Genomic DNA, 17343 nt, shown 5'->3' on the forward strand with positions numbered 1-17343 from the left:
TCTTTATGACAGGGGGAATGGCTAAGCCTGTGAATTTCAAAACAAAGCAGCAGATCGTCAAAATATTTTGAAAGAGACCATCAGAAATGGTCACTTTTTATTCAGCCATCAGGAATTACACTTATTGGTAACAGGCCGCCACAGCCATTAACAGGAGCGACGACCACGGATTTCAGGTTTGTTGTAGTGGAGCGCATCATGAAAAATATCGTTATTGCCCTTGCCGCTGTTCTGCTCTTTAGCGCAAATGCGGCCGCAGCTATAAAAATCGACGCCCGCCAGGCCAGAAATATGGACGACGTTCAGAGCCTGGGCGTTATTTACATCAACCACAACTTCGCTACCGTTTCTGAAGCGGAATCGGCCATTCAACAGGATGCTGACCAGCACAACGCGAAGTTTTATCACACGATAATCATGAGAGAACCGGGCAGCAACGGCAATATGCACGTCAGCGCTGACATCTACCGGTAGTTTGAGAGTACGCGTAAACACCAGAGAAGACACCACGACCTAAAAATCCATGTTTGACTTGCCCCCGCTTGCGGGGGCTTTTTTTGGATAACGCCCCAATACCGCTGGTGACAGCGGCTTTAACATCCAACACCCGCGTTCACTTTTGCCCGTAATAGGCATTCGGACCATGCTTACGCATGAAATGCTTGTTTATCAGGTAATCATCCATGCGGCCAAGGAGGGGATTAATACCGCGAGCAATCCACGCCATTCTGGCGACTTCTTCCATAACGACCGCGTTATGCACCGCATCATGAGCATCTTTGCCCCAGGCAAAAGGCCCGTGTTGAAACACCACAATTCCCGGCGTATGCAGTGGCTCCATTACGTCCAGCGTTTCAATGATCACCCGCCCGGTGTTCAGCTCGTAATCCTCTTCAACTTCACTGGCGCTTAACGCTCTGGTGCACGGGATGTCGCCAAAGAAGTAGTCCGCATGAGTCGTGCCCAGCGCAGGAATGGCAAGACCGGCCTGCGCCCAGGCCGTAGCATGCGTCGAGTGGGTATGCACCACGCCGCCAAGACGCGGATAGTGGCGATACAACGCCAGATGCGTAGCCGTATCGGAAGAAGGACGGAGCTTACCTTCCACCACATTGCCCTCCAGATCCACCACCACCATATCGTCCACACTCATGATCTCGTAGGCTATGCCGCTGGGTTTAATGACCACCAGCCCACGCTCCCGGTCAATGGCACTCACGTTGCCCCAGGTGAAGGTCACCAGGCCATAGCGCGGTAAATCCATATTAGCGTCAAAAACCTGCTGTTTGAGCTTTTGCATTATGATGCCTCATCCAGTCCAGCCCGCACCATCCGCGCTCTCACCCAATCGCGTGCGCGCGCCACTTCTGCTGCCGGGTCATCGGCCGTTTCACTCCACATTTCAATCAGGTAGGGGCCACAATAGCCACTCTGTTGGAGGGTCTTAAAACAACCTTCGAAATCAACCACGCCTTCACCAAACGGCACGCTTTTAAACACACCTGGCCTTGCATCCTTCACATGCACTGCGACGATATGCCCTATCCCGGCCTGTAGCTCCATCTGCACATCGTTATCCCACGCGGACAAGTTGCCAATATCAGGATAGAGCTGGAACCACGGATTATTCAGGTAATGGACATAGCCCAATGCCTTACTGACTGAATTCATCAGCGGGTAATCCATGATTTCCATCGCCAGCATCACCTGCGCGCGGCTTGCCATTTCGACGCACTCTTTAAGGCTCTCGCGAAAACGGCGGCGCGTCTCGTCATTGGCCTCCTGATAATAAACGTCGTAACCCGCCAGTTGGATAACTCGAATGCCCACATCCTGTGCCAGTTGAATCGCCTTGCGCATGATCTCCAGACCGTGGTTCCGTACCGCATCGTCTTCGCTACCGAGAGGGAAACGTCGATGAGCACTGAGGCACATAGAAGGAACACGCACACCGGTTTCGGCAATCGCATTGACCAAAGCGAGGCGCTGTTCTTTGCGCCAGTCCAGGCGAGCCAATCGGGCATCGGTTTCATCAACCGACATCTCGACGAAGTCAAAAAGGAGTGTTTTCGCCAGCCGCAGGCGTTCCAGCCAGCACTCCCCGGAGGGAAGTGCTTTTTCATAGATGCCGAGCGGAATATGTTTCGACAGCATAACCGCTCCTTAGCCCCACAACTGGGCAATAGAACGTTTAAACTGCCGTGCCGCTTCCGCAGGTGCAGCCGCATCGCGAATGCTGCGACCGGCAATAAAGACGTGAATCGGAATCCCCTGGAAAAGCGGCAAATCTTCCAGTGTCAGGCCGCCGGTTACGGTGACCTTAAAGCCCATATCAGACAGACATTTAATGGCATTGATATCTGCTTCGCCCCACGCCATACCGGCCGCCTGTGCATCACGGCTACGGTGATAAACCACCTGCGCGATGCCCGCATCACGCCACGCCTTCGCCTGCGACCACGTCCAGTAGCCTGTCAGTTCAATCTGTATATCACCGTCAAACTCTTTCGCCACATCCAGTGCGCCCTTGACGGTGTTAAGATCCGCACAGCAAATAACGGTTACCCAGTCGGCGCTCGCTTCAAAACACATGCGGGAAAGAATTTTACCGGCATCGGCAATTTTGGCATCAGCCAGCACAATTTTTTGCGGATAGAGCGACTTCAGATCGCGAACGGAGCGTACACCTTCAGCCACACAAAGAATGGTACCAACTTCAATGATGTCCACTTCATCGGCAATCAGGCGGGTTGTTTCATATGCGGAAGACATTGATTGATTATCCAGCGCAACCTGCAACATTGGTAATGACATTTGATGCTCCTTTTAAACAGCCGCCGCAGTGGCATTATCAATTAAATCGAGTACTTCCTGCGTGGTGCGGCAGGCACGTAAACGGTCAAAATTAGCCTCATCTTCAAACAGATTGACGATCTGCATGATGCCTACTTCCTGATGGGTGCTGGCGTCAATGGCCGCCATGGTGATAAGAATATCGACCGGATCATTATCTTCATGGTTGAACACCAGAGGCGTTTTTAGCGTCACCAGCGCGAAGCCGGTTTTCTTGACCCCCTCTTCCGGGCGGCCATGCGGCATCGCCAGCCCTGGCGCAATCACAAAGTAAGGACCATGCTGCGCAACACCATCAAGAATGGCCTGGTAATAACGCGGCTCAACAATGTCAGCCTTAACCAACAGATCAACACTCAGCTTTACCGCTTCCTGCCAGGTACGGGCCTCAGCCTGTAAAAGGATGGTGTTATTGTCTGCCAGCGAATTACGTAGTTTCATTAGCTGCCCTCCTTCACATCCTGTGGAAAGTGAGCATTGATCACCTCCAGCAGTTTTGGCCCAAAATCAGCAGGCGAGAGCATATTTCGCACCCCAACAACATATTTATTGCCTGTTACGGTGATTTCTCCCGCGATATGCATGGATGCGATGATGATGTCCGCGCCGTTGAGTTCACTTTTGTATTCCCCCACCGCGCAACTGTTTACCGTATGGTCAATATTTGACTGAGTTAAAAACTGGTCCACTTTCATCTTCATGATCATGGAACTCCCTTGCCCATTGCCACACACGGCCAGGATACGTACGGTCATAATCGAGACTCCTTAGCGAGCAGAAACTTCTGCTGTTTGTTTTTCCGCATCTTCCTCCGCTCGCAAACAACGGCCAGCGAAGAACATATAGGCCAGAGCAATCAGAATGATGACGGCCATAAAGACCAGTCCGACAGAGGCGAAGCCCTGCATCATCGGTGGTGCCAGAATTGACCAGTCGGCCATCCCCATCCAGGCGCTCATGCCGGTAAGTTTTACCGCCCAGACACAGCCAAAGATTTCAATCATCCCCATCACCAGACAAATCTTCAGCGCAGCACGCCAACCGCCAAAGTGATTAGCAAAGACGCCGATGGTGGCGTTCGAGAAGAACATTGGGATAAAGCCCGGAATAATCAGAATGGAAGAACCGAGGCCCACCAGAATACCGACGGCGATCAATTGGCCGATGGTCCCCCACAAAAAGCCCCAAACTACGGCGTTTGGCGCAAAGCTATAGATAGCGGCACAATCAATCGCCAGCACCGCGCCAGGAATCAAACGCTGGGAAATACCGTTGAACGCTTCGGACAGCTCGGCGACGAACATACGCACGCCCTGAGTGATGATGAAAATAGCCACGGCGAACGAGAAACCGGTTTGCAGGATATAGACCGTCCAGTGGGTGCTGCCCGCCATCGCCTGGACAACGTCGATACCAAAGGAGAGCAAAATGGCACCGAAGAAGAGGGTCATCACAATCGCCGTAGAGACGATGTTGTCATGGAAAATATTAAGCCAGCCCGGTAGCTTGAGGTCTTCAACGCTCTCCTCTTTTTTACCAAGATACGGCGCGACTTTATAAGCCACCCAGGAGGCAAACTGCTGTTGATGGCCAATAGAGAAACCGCAGCCGTCAGTCACTTCCTGCGTCGGCTTAAACATCATATTGGCGGTAATGCCCCAGTAGAGCGACACCAGCACTGCAGTACAGATAATCGTCGTCAACATTGGGTAGCCAAAGATATAGAAAGCAACGGCAATCAACCCCGCCTGCTGGAACATGATGTGGCCGGTCAACATGATGGTGCGAATGCCTGTGATCCTGCGAAGCAGAACGTAAATGATGTTCAGCGCCAGCGCGAGTAGTACGGCATATCCCACCCAACTGTAGGCATCACCCATACGCTCAATAGTTGCCATCATTGACGCATAGGTGTCAGAGATCGCGCCATTGATACCATACACTTCCGACATTTTTGCCACCACGGGCTTAAAAGTGCTCGTCAGAATGCCGGAACCCGCCTGCAGCAACATGAAACCAATAATGGTTTTGATGGTGCCTTTAATGATGACGCTGACGCTTTTGCGTAGAAGGATGTAGCCCAGACACGTCACGATACCCAGCAACAGCGGGGCGTTAGTCATGACCTGATTAAAGAACACGGTAAAGACGTTGTAGAGGATCTCCATAACTCTCTCCAGAAATAAGAACGCGAGGGGCAATCCCTTCGTGGTGGGTGCCATCACTCTAGCAATCACAAATGATCACCAAAAGATCAAATTTGATTAATTGTGATGCATCACGCAAATTATTTCCATAGGATGAGAATGGATTATCACCGTCGTTCAAAGTAAAGAAAATAAACCATTAAATTCAATTAAATAACCAAAACCCACCGATATCAAACCAACATAAAGATAGATTTACGCTGCCGTTTTCAAGTCGAAATACCGATATCAGGCTATTGCAAACTGAATCAAATAGTGCCATTTTAAATCAAATTAAATCACACCGTGAATTATTTTGAATTAAAAAGGAGTGAAAACGATGAATAAAGTGAACACGATCACCCGTGAATCATGGGTTCTGAGTACCTTTCCGGAATGGGGTAGCTGGCTGAATGAAGAAATTGAACAAGAGCAGGTTGCGCCGGGCACCTTTGCCATGTGGTGGCTGGGCTGTACAGGCATCTGGCTGAAATCAGAAGGCGGGGCCAATATTTGCACCGATTTCTGGTGCGGAACAGGTAAGCAAAGTCACGGCAACCCGCTGATGAAAACAGGCCATCAGATGCAACGCATGGCGGGCGTGAAGAAACTCCAACCCAACCTACGTACTACACCGTTTGTTCTGGATCCATTCGCCATTCGCCAGATCGATGCCGTACTGTCCACGCACGATCATAATGATCACATTGATGTGAATGTTGCCGCCGCAGTCATGCAGAACTGTGCTGATGACGTACCGTTTATCGGCCCGCAAACCTGCGTTAATCTGTGGATTGGCTGGGGTGTACCGAAAGAACGCTGCATCATGGTAAAACCTGGCGACGTTATAAAAATAAAAGATATTGAAATCCATGCGCTCGATGCGTTTGACCGTACCGCGCTGATCACGTTACCGGTCGATCAAAAAGCTGCGGGGGTGCTGCCGAACGGGATGGACCAGCGCGCAGTGAACTACTTATTCAAAACGCCGGGTGGCACGCTGTACCACAGCGGTGATTCTCACTACTCCAACTACTACGCAAAACACGGTAACGAGCACCAAATCGATGTGGCTCTGGGCTCCTATGGCGAGAACCCACGCGGTATTACCGACAAAATGACCAGCGCGGATATCCTGCGTATGGCCGAATCACTGAACGCCAAAGTGGTCATCCCGTTCCATCACGATATCTGGTCAAATTTCCAGGCCGACCCACAGGAAATCCGCATGCTGTGGGAAATGAAGAAAGATCGGCTGAAATATCACTTTAAGCCCTTCATCTGGCAGGTTGGGGGGAAATTCACCTGGCCGTTGGACAAAGACAACTACGAATACCACTATCCACGTGGGTTCGATGACTGCTTCACCCTGGAACCCGATCTGCCCTTTAAGTCCTTCCTGTAAGATGTCTCCGGCGAGCGGTCAATACAAGCCGCTCGTCGGAATTTCTTTCCGTCCACATTAGTATTTTCATCTGATTTTAAATATTATCTTTGCTTATCACTTTTAATCGGATTTGCTCATGACGGAAGCGCAAAGACATCAAATTTTACTGGATTTGCTTGCACAAACGGGGTTTGTCACCGTGGAGCAAGTGATATCCCGGCTGAAAATCTCTCCCGCAACGGCTCGGCGTGATATCAATAAACTCGACGAGAGCGGCAAACTGAAAAAAGTCCGCAACGGTGCGGAAGCCGTTAGTGAGCAGCGTCCGCGCTGGTCGCCGATGAACATTCATCAGGCTCAAAACCATGATGAAAAAGTACGGATTGCCCGCGCGGCTTCTCAGCTGGTCAGCCCAGGTGAAAGCATTGTTATCAACTGCGGCTCCACAGCCTTTCTGCTCGGCCAACAGATTTGTAGTAAACCGGTACAAATCATTACCAACTACTTACCGCTGGCAAATTATCTTATCGAACAGGAGCATGACAGCGTGGTTATCATGGGGGGGCAGTACAATAAAAGCCACTCTATCACCCTCGGGCCACAGGAGAATGAAACGTCGCTGTATGCCGGACACTGGATGTTTACCAGTGGCAAGGGACTGACCGCCGAAGGTTTGTATAAAACCGATATGCTAACCGCAATGGCAGAGCAGAAGATGCTGGGAGTGGTGGGCAAACTGGTGGTGTTGGTTGACAGCAGCAAAGTCGGGCAACGGGCTGGAATGCTGTTCAGCCGCACAGATCAAATAGATCTGGTCATTACCGGCAAGCAGGCCGATCCTGAAGTCGTGCTAAAACTTCAGGAACGTGGCATCAAAGTCATCCTGGTTTAGTGCTTACAGGTACCGGACAAAAAACTGGCTTGTGGCGTCTAACGCTTCGGGCGTAATGCGATGTTTGACGCCCGCTTCCCATACGCAAGTCAGGTTTTTATCCAGCTTGTTCGCCCCCAGGGCCTGCTGCAACCTGAACGTTTCGACGGCGGGCACAACATCATCTTCTTCACCGTGCCAGAGCAGTAACGGCCTGTTGCTTAGCGCTTCAAGCTGCTCGCCAACATCGTAATCCTTCAGACTGACGATAATCTTGTCACGTACCTCCACCGAAGGTGGAAACAGCGTCTGGGCGAGCGTCGTAAAATAGCCAGACCCCATCAGGCAGGCAACGCAGCGGACTTCAGGCTGCCGCGCCATAATCCCCAGCGCCGTCATGCCCCCCATAGAAGCCCCTCCCACGGCAAGTCTGCCCTCAGCAACACCGCCGGAGTTGATTAATGCCTGATAGAGAGCCGGGAATTCATCAATACTGTTTTTTAAAATCGGCCAGAACTTCTGCAGGCGAGCGTGAGCGTCACCGCTGTATCGAGCGCCATGATCGAGCGCATCAGGCATGACAACACGAAATCCCCGCTGCGCCAGCGCCACAGCGAAATAGCTATAGACCAGTTTTGAAGAGGTGAACCCGTGATAGAAAATAACCGTCGGCAGCGGGGACTGCTTCATTCTGGCAGGGACTGCGTGCAGCACTTCAACATCGGCAAACCGCTCATTATAAATTTCGATCATCTTCTCTTCTCCTCCGGCGAAATATCAGGGAAAGTAACGCAGATTAGGGATTATTGTAACGATGAGATCAAGCTAGCGATTTTCATTCGAAAGTCAGCCAAAAGCGCGCCTGAGATAACAAATCGGGAACATTCCCCCTTTGCACGGCCAAACCCGGAACTACACTATGATCGTCAAGAAACGAGAAACCATCATGCCACGGCTATCCGTACTATTTTTGGCAGCCTTACTCAGCGCCTGCAGCGTGCTTCAGGGTACACCGCAACCAGCACCGTCGCCGACGAATTATCCGCAGGAAGTACAGCGCACTCAGACTGCGGAATTAACAAAAATAGGCACCGTGACCGCCGTGGTACGTGGCTCTCCGATGGACTCAGAAGCCATTATTAAGAAGAAAGCCGCAGCAGCAAAAGCCGATTATTATCTCATCATTATGAATGATGAGACGGTTATCCCAGGCCAGTGGTATTCACAGGCTATTTTGTATCGAAAATAGCCGAGGCCGATAGCCGTTATTTATTGATATTTACACAGCTTTTCGCCGCTTGATCGTTTCTTATGCACAATGGACCTCGCCCTCAGGAAGCGGGGTCAGCTTTGAGTAAGCGAAGGATTGCCCTGTAACTTCGGGGTAAAATGATAAGGAACTGACAATGAAACGATCCCTTGCCTTAACGACACTGCTGTTATCTGTTGGCCTCATTCCGACTCTGGCGCAGTCCGCCGAGTTTGCCAGCGCGGACTGCGTAACGGGCCTCAATGAAATCGGATTAATTTCGGTCAATAACATTGCCGGCAGCCCTCAGGACGTCGAACGTATGATCGCGCTGAAAGCTGACGAGCAAGGCGCTTCCTGGTACCGCATTATTCAGATGCAGGAAAACTCTCTGGCCGATAGCTGGCGAGCGCAGGCCATTCTCTACGCGTAAAGGCCCGCGATTTTATTAAGCCACGCCTCCCGTTGCCCGCAGCAGCACGTCATTGATGACCTGCTCGGGCAAAAGCGATTCTCCCCGTTCATCCAGCATCATACGGCACCAGGCTTCCGCTGCCGGGGGTGAAAGTGATTTAAGTAATTGTGCCCCACAGGCGAGATTAGCCAGCTGCTGAGTAATTTCTCTGCCTCTCTCCTCCTGAGGCTTCCGCAAACGCTGCTGCAACTGCCGCCAGCTGCGATCGAAATGCCGGTTTTGCCCTTTAACCTCATCAAATTCGCTGCACAGCATCTCCATTGCCGCAGGCTGTTTGGCGAACACGCGCAGCACATCAAGGCTCATAATATTGCCAGATCCTTCCCAGATGCTGTTTACAGGCATTTCACGATATAACCGAGGCAACTCGCTCTCTTCGCAGTAGCCCACGCCACCCAGCACCTCCATCGTTTCTGCCACAAAAGGGATCCCTGCTTTACAGATGCTGAATTTCGCGGCCGGGGTAAACAAACGGCTGTAGGCCAGCTGTAGAGCATTGTCTGGCGACTCCCACGCTCGCGCCAGACGGAAAAGAAAAGCCGTCTGGCCTTCAAGCCGCAGCGCCATTTTTCCCAGTAGCTGACGCATCATCGGCTGTTCGATAAGCGTTTTGCCAAAGGCCTGCCGCTGAAGGGCGTGGCACAAGGCCACGGAGAGTGCTCGCCGCATCAGACCGTGACTCCCCAGCGCACAGTCGAAGCGGGTAAATCCGCCCATCTTCAAAATATGACGAATGCCTTCGCCTTCCTCACCAATAAGCCAGGCCGTGGCATCACAGAACTCGACTTCACTGCTGGCGTTTGAACGGTTGCCCAGCTTGTCCTTGAGCCGTTCAAGACGAACGGCATTGCGCTGGCCGTCCGGCAGAATACGCGGTAAGAAGAAGCACGACAGTCCGTCCTTAGCCTGAGCAAGCACCAGATGCGCATCGCTTTGCGGCACGGAGAAAAACCATTTATGCCCCACCAGCCGGTAAGCCTCACCGGCCCCTCGGCCAGCCAGCGGTTCCGCGCGAGTCGTGTTACTCAGCACGTCAGATCCACCCTGCTTTTCAGTCATTCCCATACCGATCAGCAAACCACGTTTTTGTTCACCCGACAGCAAATGTGCATCATAGCGATCGCTCAGCAAGGGCTTGCGCCAGCCTTCAAATACTTTGGGTAAGTGCTGTAGCAGCAGTGGCGTTGCTCCAAACGTCATCGTAATCGGGCAAAGCGTGCCCGCTTCAACCTGAGCATGCTGGATAAACCGAGCCGCACGGGCAACAAAAGCGCCCTGACGAGCATCTTCTTGCCAGGTCAGGTTGTGAACCCGATTAGCAAACAGGCCTTGCATCAGCAAATGCCAGGCGGGGTGAAAACGAACATCGTCCAAGCGCTCTCCGCTGGCGTCAAACCGCAGCAGCTCCGGCGGATTGATGTTTGCCAGGCGGCCGAGCTCCAGAGATTCTGCAGATCCCAGCTGTTGGCCGATGCTGGCCAGCAGTTCAACATCCCAGCCAGCCCCTTCACGGACGACAGCTTCTCGCAACGGGATGTCTGAAAGAAAAAGATTGCTGTTGCTGAGGGGTTTGGGTTGATTAAAAACGGTGTGAGTTTGCCAGCGCATGCTGTTCCCTCCATCTGTGGCAATGCCAGTAAGTATGGACGGAGATGCGGGTTCTGCGCGGAGAGGGATCACAAACGGGGTGTTTCCACCCCATTCAGATGATGTGGCTTAACCGCGCTGACGCACGATTTCGAACAGGCAAACGCCGGTGGCAACGGACACGTTCAGAGAAGAAACGGTCCCGGCCATTGGAATGCTGACCAACTCATCGCAGTGCTCGCGGGTCAGACGACGCATGCCTTCACCTTCTGCGCCCATAACCAGCGCCATCGGGCCAGTGAATTTGCTCTGGAACAGAGTATGGTCCGCTTCACCGGCGGTGCCGACGATCCAGACGTTCTCTTCCTGCAGCAGACGCATGGTGCGGGCCAGGTTGGTGACGCGGATCAGCGGCACATTCTCCGCTGCGCCACAGGCAACTTTTTTTGCCGTCGCATTCAGCTGCGCGGAACGATCCTTCGGGACAATAACGGCATGCACACCGGCCGCGTCTGCGCTACGCAGGCAGGCACCAAGGTTATGCGGATCTGTTACACCGTCCAGGATCAGCAGGAACGGACGTTCGTGTTCGGCGATCAGGTCAGGCAAATCGTTTTCCTGATACTGGCGGCCCGGCTTCACTCGGGCGATGATACCCTGGTGTACCGCGCCTTCGGCTTTCTCGTCGAGCCACTGGCGATTTGCCACCTGCACCGGGATCCCTTGTGCTTCAATAGCGTGGATCAGCGGCAGCAGGCGCTTGTCTTCGCGACCTTTCAGGATAAAGACTTCCTGAAAACGCTGCGGAGCACGTTCAAGCAGGGCCTGGACGGCGTGAATGCCGTAAATAATTTCACTCATCGATATCACTCATTGCGGACGAGGGTTCGCCCGTGTTGGTTTGTTCATAATCTGTATTTTGCCCCTCACCCCGGCCCTCTCCCTTTCCGGGAGGGAATACGTCAGAGTGAGGGTAATATCAGCTCGCCTGCTTCTTCGCGGCGCGCTTCGCCTTCGTTGCTGCGGCTATTTTACGGGTTTTGTCAGACGGCGCTTTGGCTTTCTTCGGTTTCTTTCCAGCCTTCTCTTTCTTTGCTTTCGCTCCGTCTTTCTCTTTACGGAAAGCATTGTCCGGCTCGAAGTTTACGCGCTTGCCTGCCTGACGGCGCTTAGATGGCGCACCACCCTTTCCGCCTCGCTTCGCTTTGTCTTTTGCCGTTTTGCCTTCGCCACGTGGCGCACGCGAGCTTGAGATCAACGCGAAGTCGATCTTGCGCTCGTCCATGTGCACGGCTTCCACCCGAACCTCAACGCGGTCGCCCAGACGATAAGTCTGCCCGCCGGATTCGCCAATCAGGCGCTGACCAATCTGGTCAAAGCGGTAGTAGTCGTTGTCCAGCGTCGAGACGTGAACCAGGCCGTCGATAAACAAATCGTCCAGACGCACAAAGAAACCGAAACCTGTTACGCTGGCAATAATGCCGTTGAATACCTGGCCGACATGATCCTGCATAAAGTCGCACTTCAACCAGTCCGCTACGTCGCGAGTCGCTTCGTCAGCGCGGCGTTCGGTCATCGAGCAGTGCTGACCCAACTGCAGCATCTCTTCCATGCTGTAGTGCCAGCCGCCGGATTCGGTGCTGTTCCCGGTATGCCCCTGCTCTTTTGCCAGTAAGTATTTAATGGCGCGGTGCAGGGACAAGTCCGGGTAGCGACGAATTGGCGAAGTAAAGTGCGCGTAGGACTGCAGCGCCAGACCAAAGTGCCCCCGGTTTTCCGGATCGTAAATCGCCTGTTTCATCGAGCGCAGCAGCATGGTTTGCAGCATTTCGTGGTCAGGGCGATCGGCGATAGATTCCAGCAGATCGGCGTAATCACGCGGTTCTGGTTTTTGCCCGCCTGGCAACTCAAGGCCCAGCTCAGCCAACACCGAACGGAACGCGGTGATCGCATCGTTGCTTGGGCGATCGTGATCGCGGAACAGCGCTGGCTCGTTATTCTTCTCAACAAAACGCGCCGCCGAGATGTTAGCGAGGATCATACACTCTTCGATCAGTTTGTGTGCATCGTTACGCACGGTCTGCTCGACGCGCTCAATGCGGCGCTCGGCGTTGAAGATAAACTTCGCTTCTTCGCTTTCAAACGAGATCCCGCCGCGTTGAGCACGAGAAACCTCCAGCACTTTGTAGAGGTTATGCAGCTCTTCGATGTGTTTAACCAGCGGCGCATATTGCTCGCGCAGTTCCTGATCGCCCTGCAGCATATGCCAGACCTTGGTGTAGGTCAGGCGCGCATGGGAGCTCATCACCGCTTCATAGAATTTATAGCCCGTCAGGCGCCCTGCCGCGGAGATGGTCATCTCGCAGACCATACACAGGCGGTCAACCTGCGGGTTGAGGGAACACAGGCCGTTTGAAAGCACTTCCGGCAGCATCGGTACTACCTGAGACGGGAAGTAAACTGACGTCCCGCGATTGCGGGCTTCGTTATCCAGCGCCGTAGGGGGACGAACGTAGTAACTTACGTCGGCAATCGCAACCCACAGGCGCCAGCCACCGCCGCGTTTTTTCTCGCAGAATACGGCATCGTCAAAGTCACGCGCGTCTTCGCCGTCGATGGTCACCAGCGGTAGATCGCGCAGATCAACACGGCCGATTTTAGCTTCTTCCGGCACTTCTTCTTTCAGTTTTGCAACCTGGGCTTCAACTTCTTTCGGCCAGACGTGCGGAATTTCATGGGTACGCAGCGCCATATCAACGGCCATGCCGGTATCCATGTTATCGCCAAGCACTTCAACAATCTTACCGATCGCTTTGGTACGACGGGTCGGACGCTGGGTCAGCTCGACCACCACCACAAAGCCCATACGGGCGCCCATCAGCGCTTCCGGCGGGATCAGAATATCGAAGCTCAGGCGGCTGTCGTCCGGCACCACAAAACCTACGCCTGCGTCGGTAAAGTAGCGGCCAACAATCAGCCCGGTTCTTGGCTCCAGCACGCGCACAATACGCGCTTCGCGGCGGCCTTTACGGTCCGCGCCGAGCGGCTGCGCCAGTACCAGATCGCCATGCATACACATTTTCATCTGCTCGGATGAAAGATAGAGATCGTCTTTACTTCCTTCAACGCGCAGGAAACCGAATCCGTCGCGGTGGCCGATCACTTTACCTTTCAGCAGATCCAGGCGTTCCGGCAGCGCGTAACACTGGCGGCGGGTGAAGACCAGTTGGCCATCACGCTCCATCGCACGGAGGCGGCGGCGCAAAGCTTCAAGCTGTTCTTCACCGGAGATTTTTAGTTCTTCCGCCAGCTCTTCGCGGCTGGCCGGTTTTTCACGTTTTGAGAGATGGTCGAGAATAAACTCCCGGCTTGGGATCGGGTTTTCGTATTTTTCGGCTTCTCGTTCCTGGAAAGGATCTTTTGACATTTCGGGTCCTCCGTTGTCATCCGCAGATGGAATCGTGATTATTCCACCAGCAGTAATTTGTAGAGCGGTTGGTTTTGGTCCACCAGGTCGGCCAGCGTGTGCTTGTCCAGTTCCTGAAGGAAACTCTGCACCGCCTCAGCCAAAGCCTGTTTGAGTCGGCAGGCGGGGGTGATATGACAAAACTCACTGCTACAGTTCACCAATGAGAGCGGCTCCAGCTCGCGCACCACGTCGCCAATGCGGATCGTTTCCGCTGGCTTACCAAGGCGAATGCCGCCATTTTTTCCTCGCACGGCCATAACATAGCCCGCGCGGCTGAGTTGATTGATGATTTTCACCATGTGATTACGGGACACGCCGTACACCTCTGTGACTTCAGAGATATTGGTCATTCTCCCTTCGGGAAGAGAAGCCATATAAATCAAAGCACGTAAACCGTAATCAGTAAAACTCGTTAACTGCACATCAACCTCATGGGTGGGAGGGGAAACGCTTTGCGTAAGGCAAGTTGTACCTTAAAGCAGGTACATATTGATGATAAACCAGCCATATGGTTGCCAGCTAATTTATTTGATTGGAATGATGAATAAAGCGGCGGGAAGAAAGCGATACGGGGTGTGAAACCACACCCCGTGACATCATTATGCGTCGAACGGATCGCGCAGAATCATGGTTTCAGTCCGGTCCGGGCCGGTTGAAATAATATCAATCGGTACGCCGGTGACTTCTTCAATGCGTTTGATGTAGTTCAGCGCTGCCTGCGGCAGACCGCTGCGCTCTTTCACGCCGAAAGTGGTTTCAGACCAGCCTGGCATCACTTCATAAATCGGTTCGATACCTTCCCAGTCATCCGCAGCCATTGGCGTGGTGGTCACTTCACGACCATCAGGCATACGATAGCCTACGCAGATTTTCACTTCTTTCAGGCCGTCCAGGACGTCAAGCTTGGTCAGGCAGAAGCCGGACAAGGAGTTGATCTGCACGGCGCGACGCACGGCAACCGCATCCAGCCAGCCGGTACGACGGCGACGGCCGGTAGTAGCCCCGAATTCGTTACCCTGTTTGCACAGGAATTCGCCGATGTCATCGAACAGCTCGGTTGGGAACGGACCAGCACCCACGCGAGTGGAGTAAGCTTTGATAATACCCAGAACGTAATCCACATAGCGCGGACCGATGCCGGAGCCGGTCGCAACGCCACCTGCGGTGGTGTTAGAGGAGGTTACGTACGGATAAGTACCGTGGTCGATGTCCAGCAGCGTACCCTGAGCACCTTCGAACATGATGAAGTCGCCGCGTTGACGCGCCTGATCCAGCAGGTCAGAGACATCCACAACCATGCTGGTCAGAATGTCGGCAACCGCCATCGCATCATCCAGCACTTTCTGGTAGTCAACGGCTTCAACTTTGTAGAAGTTCACCAGCTGGAAGTTATGGTATTCCATCACTTCTTTCAGCTTGTCTGCAAAGGTGGCTTTGTCGAACAGGTCGCCAACGCGCAGGCCACGACGGGCCACTTTGTCTTCGTAAGCCGGCCCGATGCCGCGACCGGTAGTGCCGATAGCTTTCGCGCCGCGAGCTTTTTCACGCGCAACGTCCAGCGCAACGTGGTAGTCAAGGATCAGCGGGCAAGCTTCTGACAGCAGCAGACGCTCACGTACTGGAATACCGCGGTCTTCCAGACCTTTCATCTCTTTCATCAGCGCAGCTGGAGACAGCACAACGCCGTTACCGATGATGCTGGTGACGTTTTCGCGAAGAATGCCTGATGGAATAAGATGAAGAACGGTTTTTTCACCGTTGATTACGAGAGTGTGACCTGCGTTGTGACCGCCCTGGTAGCGCACAACATATTTAGCCCGTTCAGTCAGAAGATCGACGATCTTTCCTTTACCTTCGTCACCCCATTGGGTGCCCAGTACGACGACGTTGTTACCCATTTTTCAAAATCACCGTTTGCTTAAAAATGGATTCTACCATCGGTTTCTCAGATGAACAGCCCTTTTAGTATACAAAATCAGTTTCTGCCGGATAAATTTCACTCAGCTACTGGCGCGACTCAACATGTAGTAGATAACGATGCCAGCAACCACAAGACCACCGCCAAAACGGCGCAATAGCGTGTCCGGTAATTGCGCCATAGCCAGAATCATTCGCCGCCAAATGCGCGGATAAAGCATCGGTCCCAGGCCTTCGAGTACCAAAACCAGCGCAAGCGCCAGCCAGATTGTTGAATTCATAATCATCCTTTGCGGGCATAAAAAAAGAGCCGGTAAACCGGCTCTTTCTCATTACTCAGCGATTAGCGTGAGCTATTAGCTGGCGTTTTCATGTAGCGGAAGAAGTCGCTGTCCGGGCTCAGTACCATGATGTCCTGATTAGACTGGAAGCTGGCTTCATAAGCACGCAGGCTACGGATAAATGCGTAGAAGTCTGGATCCTGGCTAAACGCATCAGCAAACAGCTTCGCGGCTTCAGCATCACCTTCACCACGAGAGATACGCCCTTCGCGCTCGGCTTCTGCCAGCGTACGGGTAACTTCGTAGTCTGCGGTTGCACGCAGCTTCTCAGCTTCTTCCTGACCCTGTGAACGGTGACGACGGGCGACCGCTTCACGCTCTGCACGCATACGGTTGTAAATCGCCTCGGACACTTCAGCAGGCAGGTTAATCTGCTTAATACGGACGTCCACAACTTCAATACCCAACGCCGCCATACTGTTCGGGTTAACCACCGGCACTTTACCGTTGGTCTCTTCAGTAATACGCGCCGCTGCGGAAGCAATGGCATCGTCAGCTGCAGGCGTTGCGACTTCATCATCCGTGCCCGCAGAACCGGAGTTCAGAGCATCACGGACGTCCAACGTCAGGCGACCACGGGAATCGGTCACGATGTCTTTCACATCCAGACGACCAATCTCAGACCGCAGACGGTCACTGAACTTACGCTTCAGCAGGACTTCTGCCTGAGAAACATCACCGCCACCGGTGGCAAGGTAGTAACGGCTGAAGTCGCTAATGCGCCACTTGATGTAGGAGTCAACGATCAGGTCTTTTTTCTCTTTGGTTACAAAGCGATCGGCCTGGTTGTCCATCGTCTGGATACGCGCATCCAGAGTTTTCACGGTTTCAATGAACGGGATCTTGAAGTGCAGACCTGGCTCATACACGACCGGTTTATTTTCATCATCACGCAGGACTTTGCCGAAGCGTAATGTAATGCCGCGCTCGCCCTCATGCACCACAAACAGCGAGGTGTAGATCACGACCAGCACGATGATAATTACTGCCACAAAAGACTTACGCATC

The 17343-nt window shown here is 53.1% G+C and carries 19 protein-coding genes; 5 read left to right on the forward strand and 14 right to left on the reverse strand.

Going from position 1 to position 17343, the window contains the following annotated elements:
- Window positions 1-198 precede the first annotated feature (198 nt).
- Complete coding sequence (gene yjfY, locus ACREYP_RS19830; RefSeq protein ID WP_008460405.1) at window positions 199-474, forward strand: DUF1471 family protein YjfY; 276 nt, start codon at window positions 199-201, stop codon at window positions 472-474.
- A gap of 139 nt (window positions 475-613) precedes the next feature.
- Here the strand turns inward: yjfY and ACREYP_RS19835 are convergent, their stop codons facing one another.
- Genes ACREYP_RS19835 through ulaA form a run of 6 tightly spaced genes read right to left on the reverse strand, consistent with a single transcriptional unit; the run spans window position 614 to window position 5021 of the window.
- On the reverse strand, window positions 614-1300 hold the full coding sequence (locus tag ACREYP_RS19835; RefSeq protein ID WP_008460404.1) for an L-ribulose-5-phosphate 4-epimerase: 687 nt from the start codon (window positions 1298-1300) through the stop codon (window positions 614-616).
- Entirely contained in the window at window positions 1300-2154 is an 855-nt protein-coding gene (locus ACREYP_RS19840; RefSeq protein WP_008460403.1) for an L-ribulose-5-phosphate 3-epimerase, read from the reverse strand. The genes ACREYP_RS19835 and ACREYP_RS19840 overlap by 1 nt, the downstream gene beginning before the upstream one ends.
- A gap of 9 nt (window positions 2155-2163) precedes the next feature.
- Window positions 2164-2814, reverse strand: coding sequence for a 3-keto-L-gulonate-6-phosphate decarboxylase UlaD (locus tag ACREYP_RS19845; RefSeq protein ID WP_008460402.1), 651 nt, complete (start codon window positions 2812-2814; stop codon window positions 2164-2166).
- Window positions 2815-2826: 12 nt separating this feature from the next.
- Window positions 2827-3294, reverse strand: a complete 468-nt coding sequence (gene ulaC, locus ACREYP_RS19850) for a PTS ascorbate transporter subunit IIA (protein WP_008460401.1) — start codon at window positions 3292-3294, stop codon at window positions 2827-2829.
- Entirely contained in the window at window positions 3294-3608 is a 315-nt protein-coding gene (gene ulaB, locus ACREYP_RS19855) for a PTS ascorbate transporter subunit IIB (RefSeq protein ID WP_498881030.1), read from the reverse strand. The genes ulaC and ulaB overlap by 1 nt, the downstream gene beginning before the upstream one ends.
- A gap of 12 nt (window positions 3609-3620) precedes the next feature.
- Window positions 3621-5021: a PTS ascorbate transporter subunit IIC gene (gene ulaA, locus ACREYP_RS19860; protein ID WP_008460399.1), complete on the reverse strand. Its 1401-nt coding sequence runs from the start codon at window positions 5019-5021 to the stop codon at window positions 3621-3623.
- Between the two features lie 358 nt (window positions 5022-5379).
- On the opposite strand from ulaA, the gene ulaG reads away from it, so the two are divergent.
- Together ulaG and ulaR are read left to right on the forward strand one after the other, a co-directional pair.
- Window positions 5380-6444, forward strand: a complete 1065-nt coding sequence (ulaG, locus tag ACREYP_RS19865) for an L-ascorbate 6-phosphate lactonase (protein ID WP_336818307.1) — start codon at window positions 5380-5382, stop codon at window positions 6442-6444.
- A gap of 118 nt (window positions 6445-6562) precedes the next feature.
- Window positions 6563-7318, forward strand: coding sequence for an HTH-type transcriptional regulator UlaR (ulaR, locus tag ACREYP_RS19870; RefSeq protein ID WP_008460394.1), 756 nt, complete (start codon window positions 6563-6565; stop codon window positions 7316-7318).
- Window positions 7319-7321: 3 nt separating this feature from the next.
- On the opposite strand, the gene yjfP is transcribed toward ulaR, so the two are convergent.
- On the reverse strand, window positions 7322-8050 hold the full coding sequence (gene yjfP, locus ACREYP_RS19875; protein ID WP_008460391.1) for an esterase: 729 nt from the start codon (window positions 8048-8050) through the stop codon (window positions 7322-7324).
- Window positions 8051-8216: 166 nt separating this feature from the next.
- Between yjfP and bsmA the strand changes: the two genes are divergently transcribed.
- Together bsmA and yjfN are read left to right on the forward strand one after the other, a co-directional pair.
- Window positions 8217-8546 (forward strand): biofilm peroxide resistance protein BsmA, encoded by a 330-nt coding sequence (gene bsmA, locus ACREYP_RS19880; protein ID WP_008460390.1) that lies wholly within the window; start codon window positions 8217-8219, stop codon window positions 8544-8546.
- A gap of 157 nt (window positions 8547-8703) precedes the next feature.
- Window positions 8704-8979 (forward strand): DUF1471 family protease activator YjfN, encoded by a 276-nt coding sequence (gene yjfN, locus ACREYP_RS19885; RefSeq protein ID WP_008460389.1) that lies wholly within the window; start codon window positions 8704-8706, stop codon window positions 8977-8979.
- Window positions 8980-8994: 15 nt separating this feature from the next.
- Here the strand turns inward: yjfN and ACREYP_RS19890 are convergent, their stop codons facing one another.
- From ACREYP_RS19890 to hflC, 7 genes are all read right to left on the reverse strand, one after another.
- Entirely contained in the window at window positions 8995-10629 is a 1635-nt protein-coding gene (locus ACREYP_RS19890) for an isovaleryl-CoA dehydrogenase (protein ID WP_336818306.1), read from the reverse strand.
- Between the two features lie 108 nt (window positions 10630-10737).
- Complete coding sequence (rlmB, locus tag ACREYP_RS19895; RefSeq protein ID WP_008460387.1) at window positions 10738-11469, reverse strand: 23S rRNA (guanosine(2251)-2'-O)-methyltransferase RlmB; 732 nt, start codon at window positions 11467-11469, stop codon at window positions 10738-10740.
- 118 nt (window positions 11470-11587) lie between these two features.
- Entirely contained in the window at window positions 11588-14035 is a 2448-nt protein-coding gene (gene rnr, locus ACREYP_RS19900) for a ribonuclease R (protein WP_336818305.1), read from the reverse strand.
- A 38-nt stretch (window positions 14036-14073) separates the two neighbouring features.
- Window positions 14074-14499, reverse strand: coding sequence for a nitric oxide-sensing transcriptional repressor NsrR (nsrR, locus tag ACREYP_RS19905; RefSeq protein WP_008460383.1), 426 nt, complete (start codon window positions 14497-14499; stop codon window positions 14074-14076).
- Window positions 14500-14676: 177 nt separating this feature from the next.
- Window positions 14677-15975 carry an adenylosuccinate synthase gene (locus ACREYP_RS19910; RefSeq protein WP_008453598.1) on the reverse strand — a complete coding sequence of 433 codons (1299 nt, stop codon included), beginning with the start codon at window positions 15973-15975 and terminating at the stop codon, window positions 14677-14679.
- 102 nt (window positions 15976-16077) lie between these two features.
- Complete coding sequence (locus tag ACREYP_RS19915) at window positions 16078-16275, reverse strand: DUF2065 domain-containing protein (RefSeq protein WP_008453600.1); 198 nt, start codon at window positions 16273-16275, stop codon at window positions 16078-16080.
- Window positions 16276-16337: 62 nt separating this feature from the next.
- A complete protein-coding gene (gene hflC / locus ACREYP_RS19920) occupies window positions 16338-17342 on the reverse strand; it encodes a protease modulator HflC (RefSeq protein WP_008453602.1) in 1005 nt (334 codons plus the stop codon).
- Window position 17343: the final 1 nt, after the last annotated feature.

The sequence above is a fragment of the Enterobacter sp. TMH.L2 genome (genome assembly GCF_050847315.1).
GTDB lineage: Bacteria > Pseudomonadota > Gammaproteobacteria > Enterobacterales > Enterobacteriaceae > Cedecea.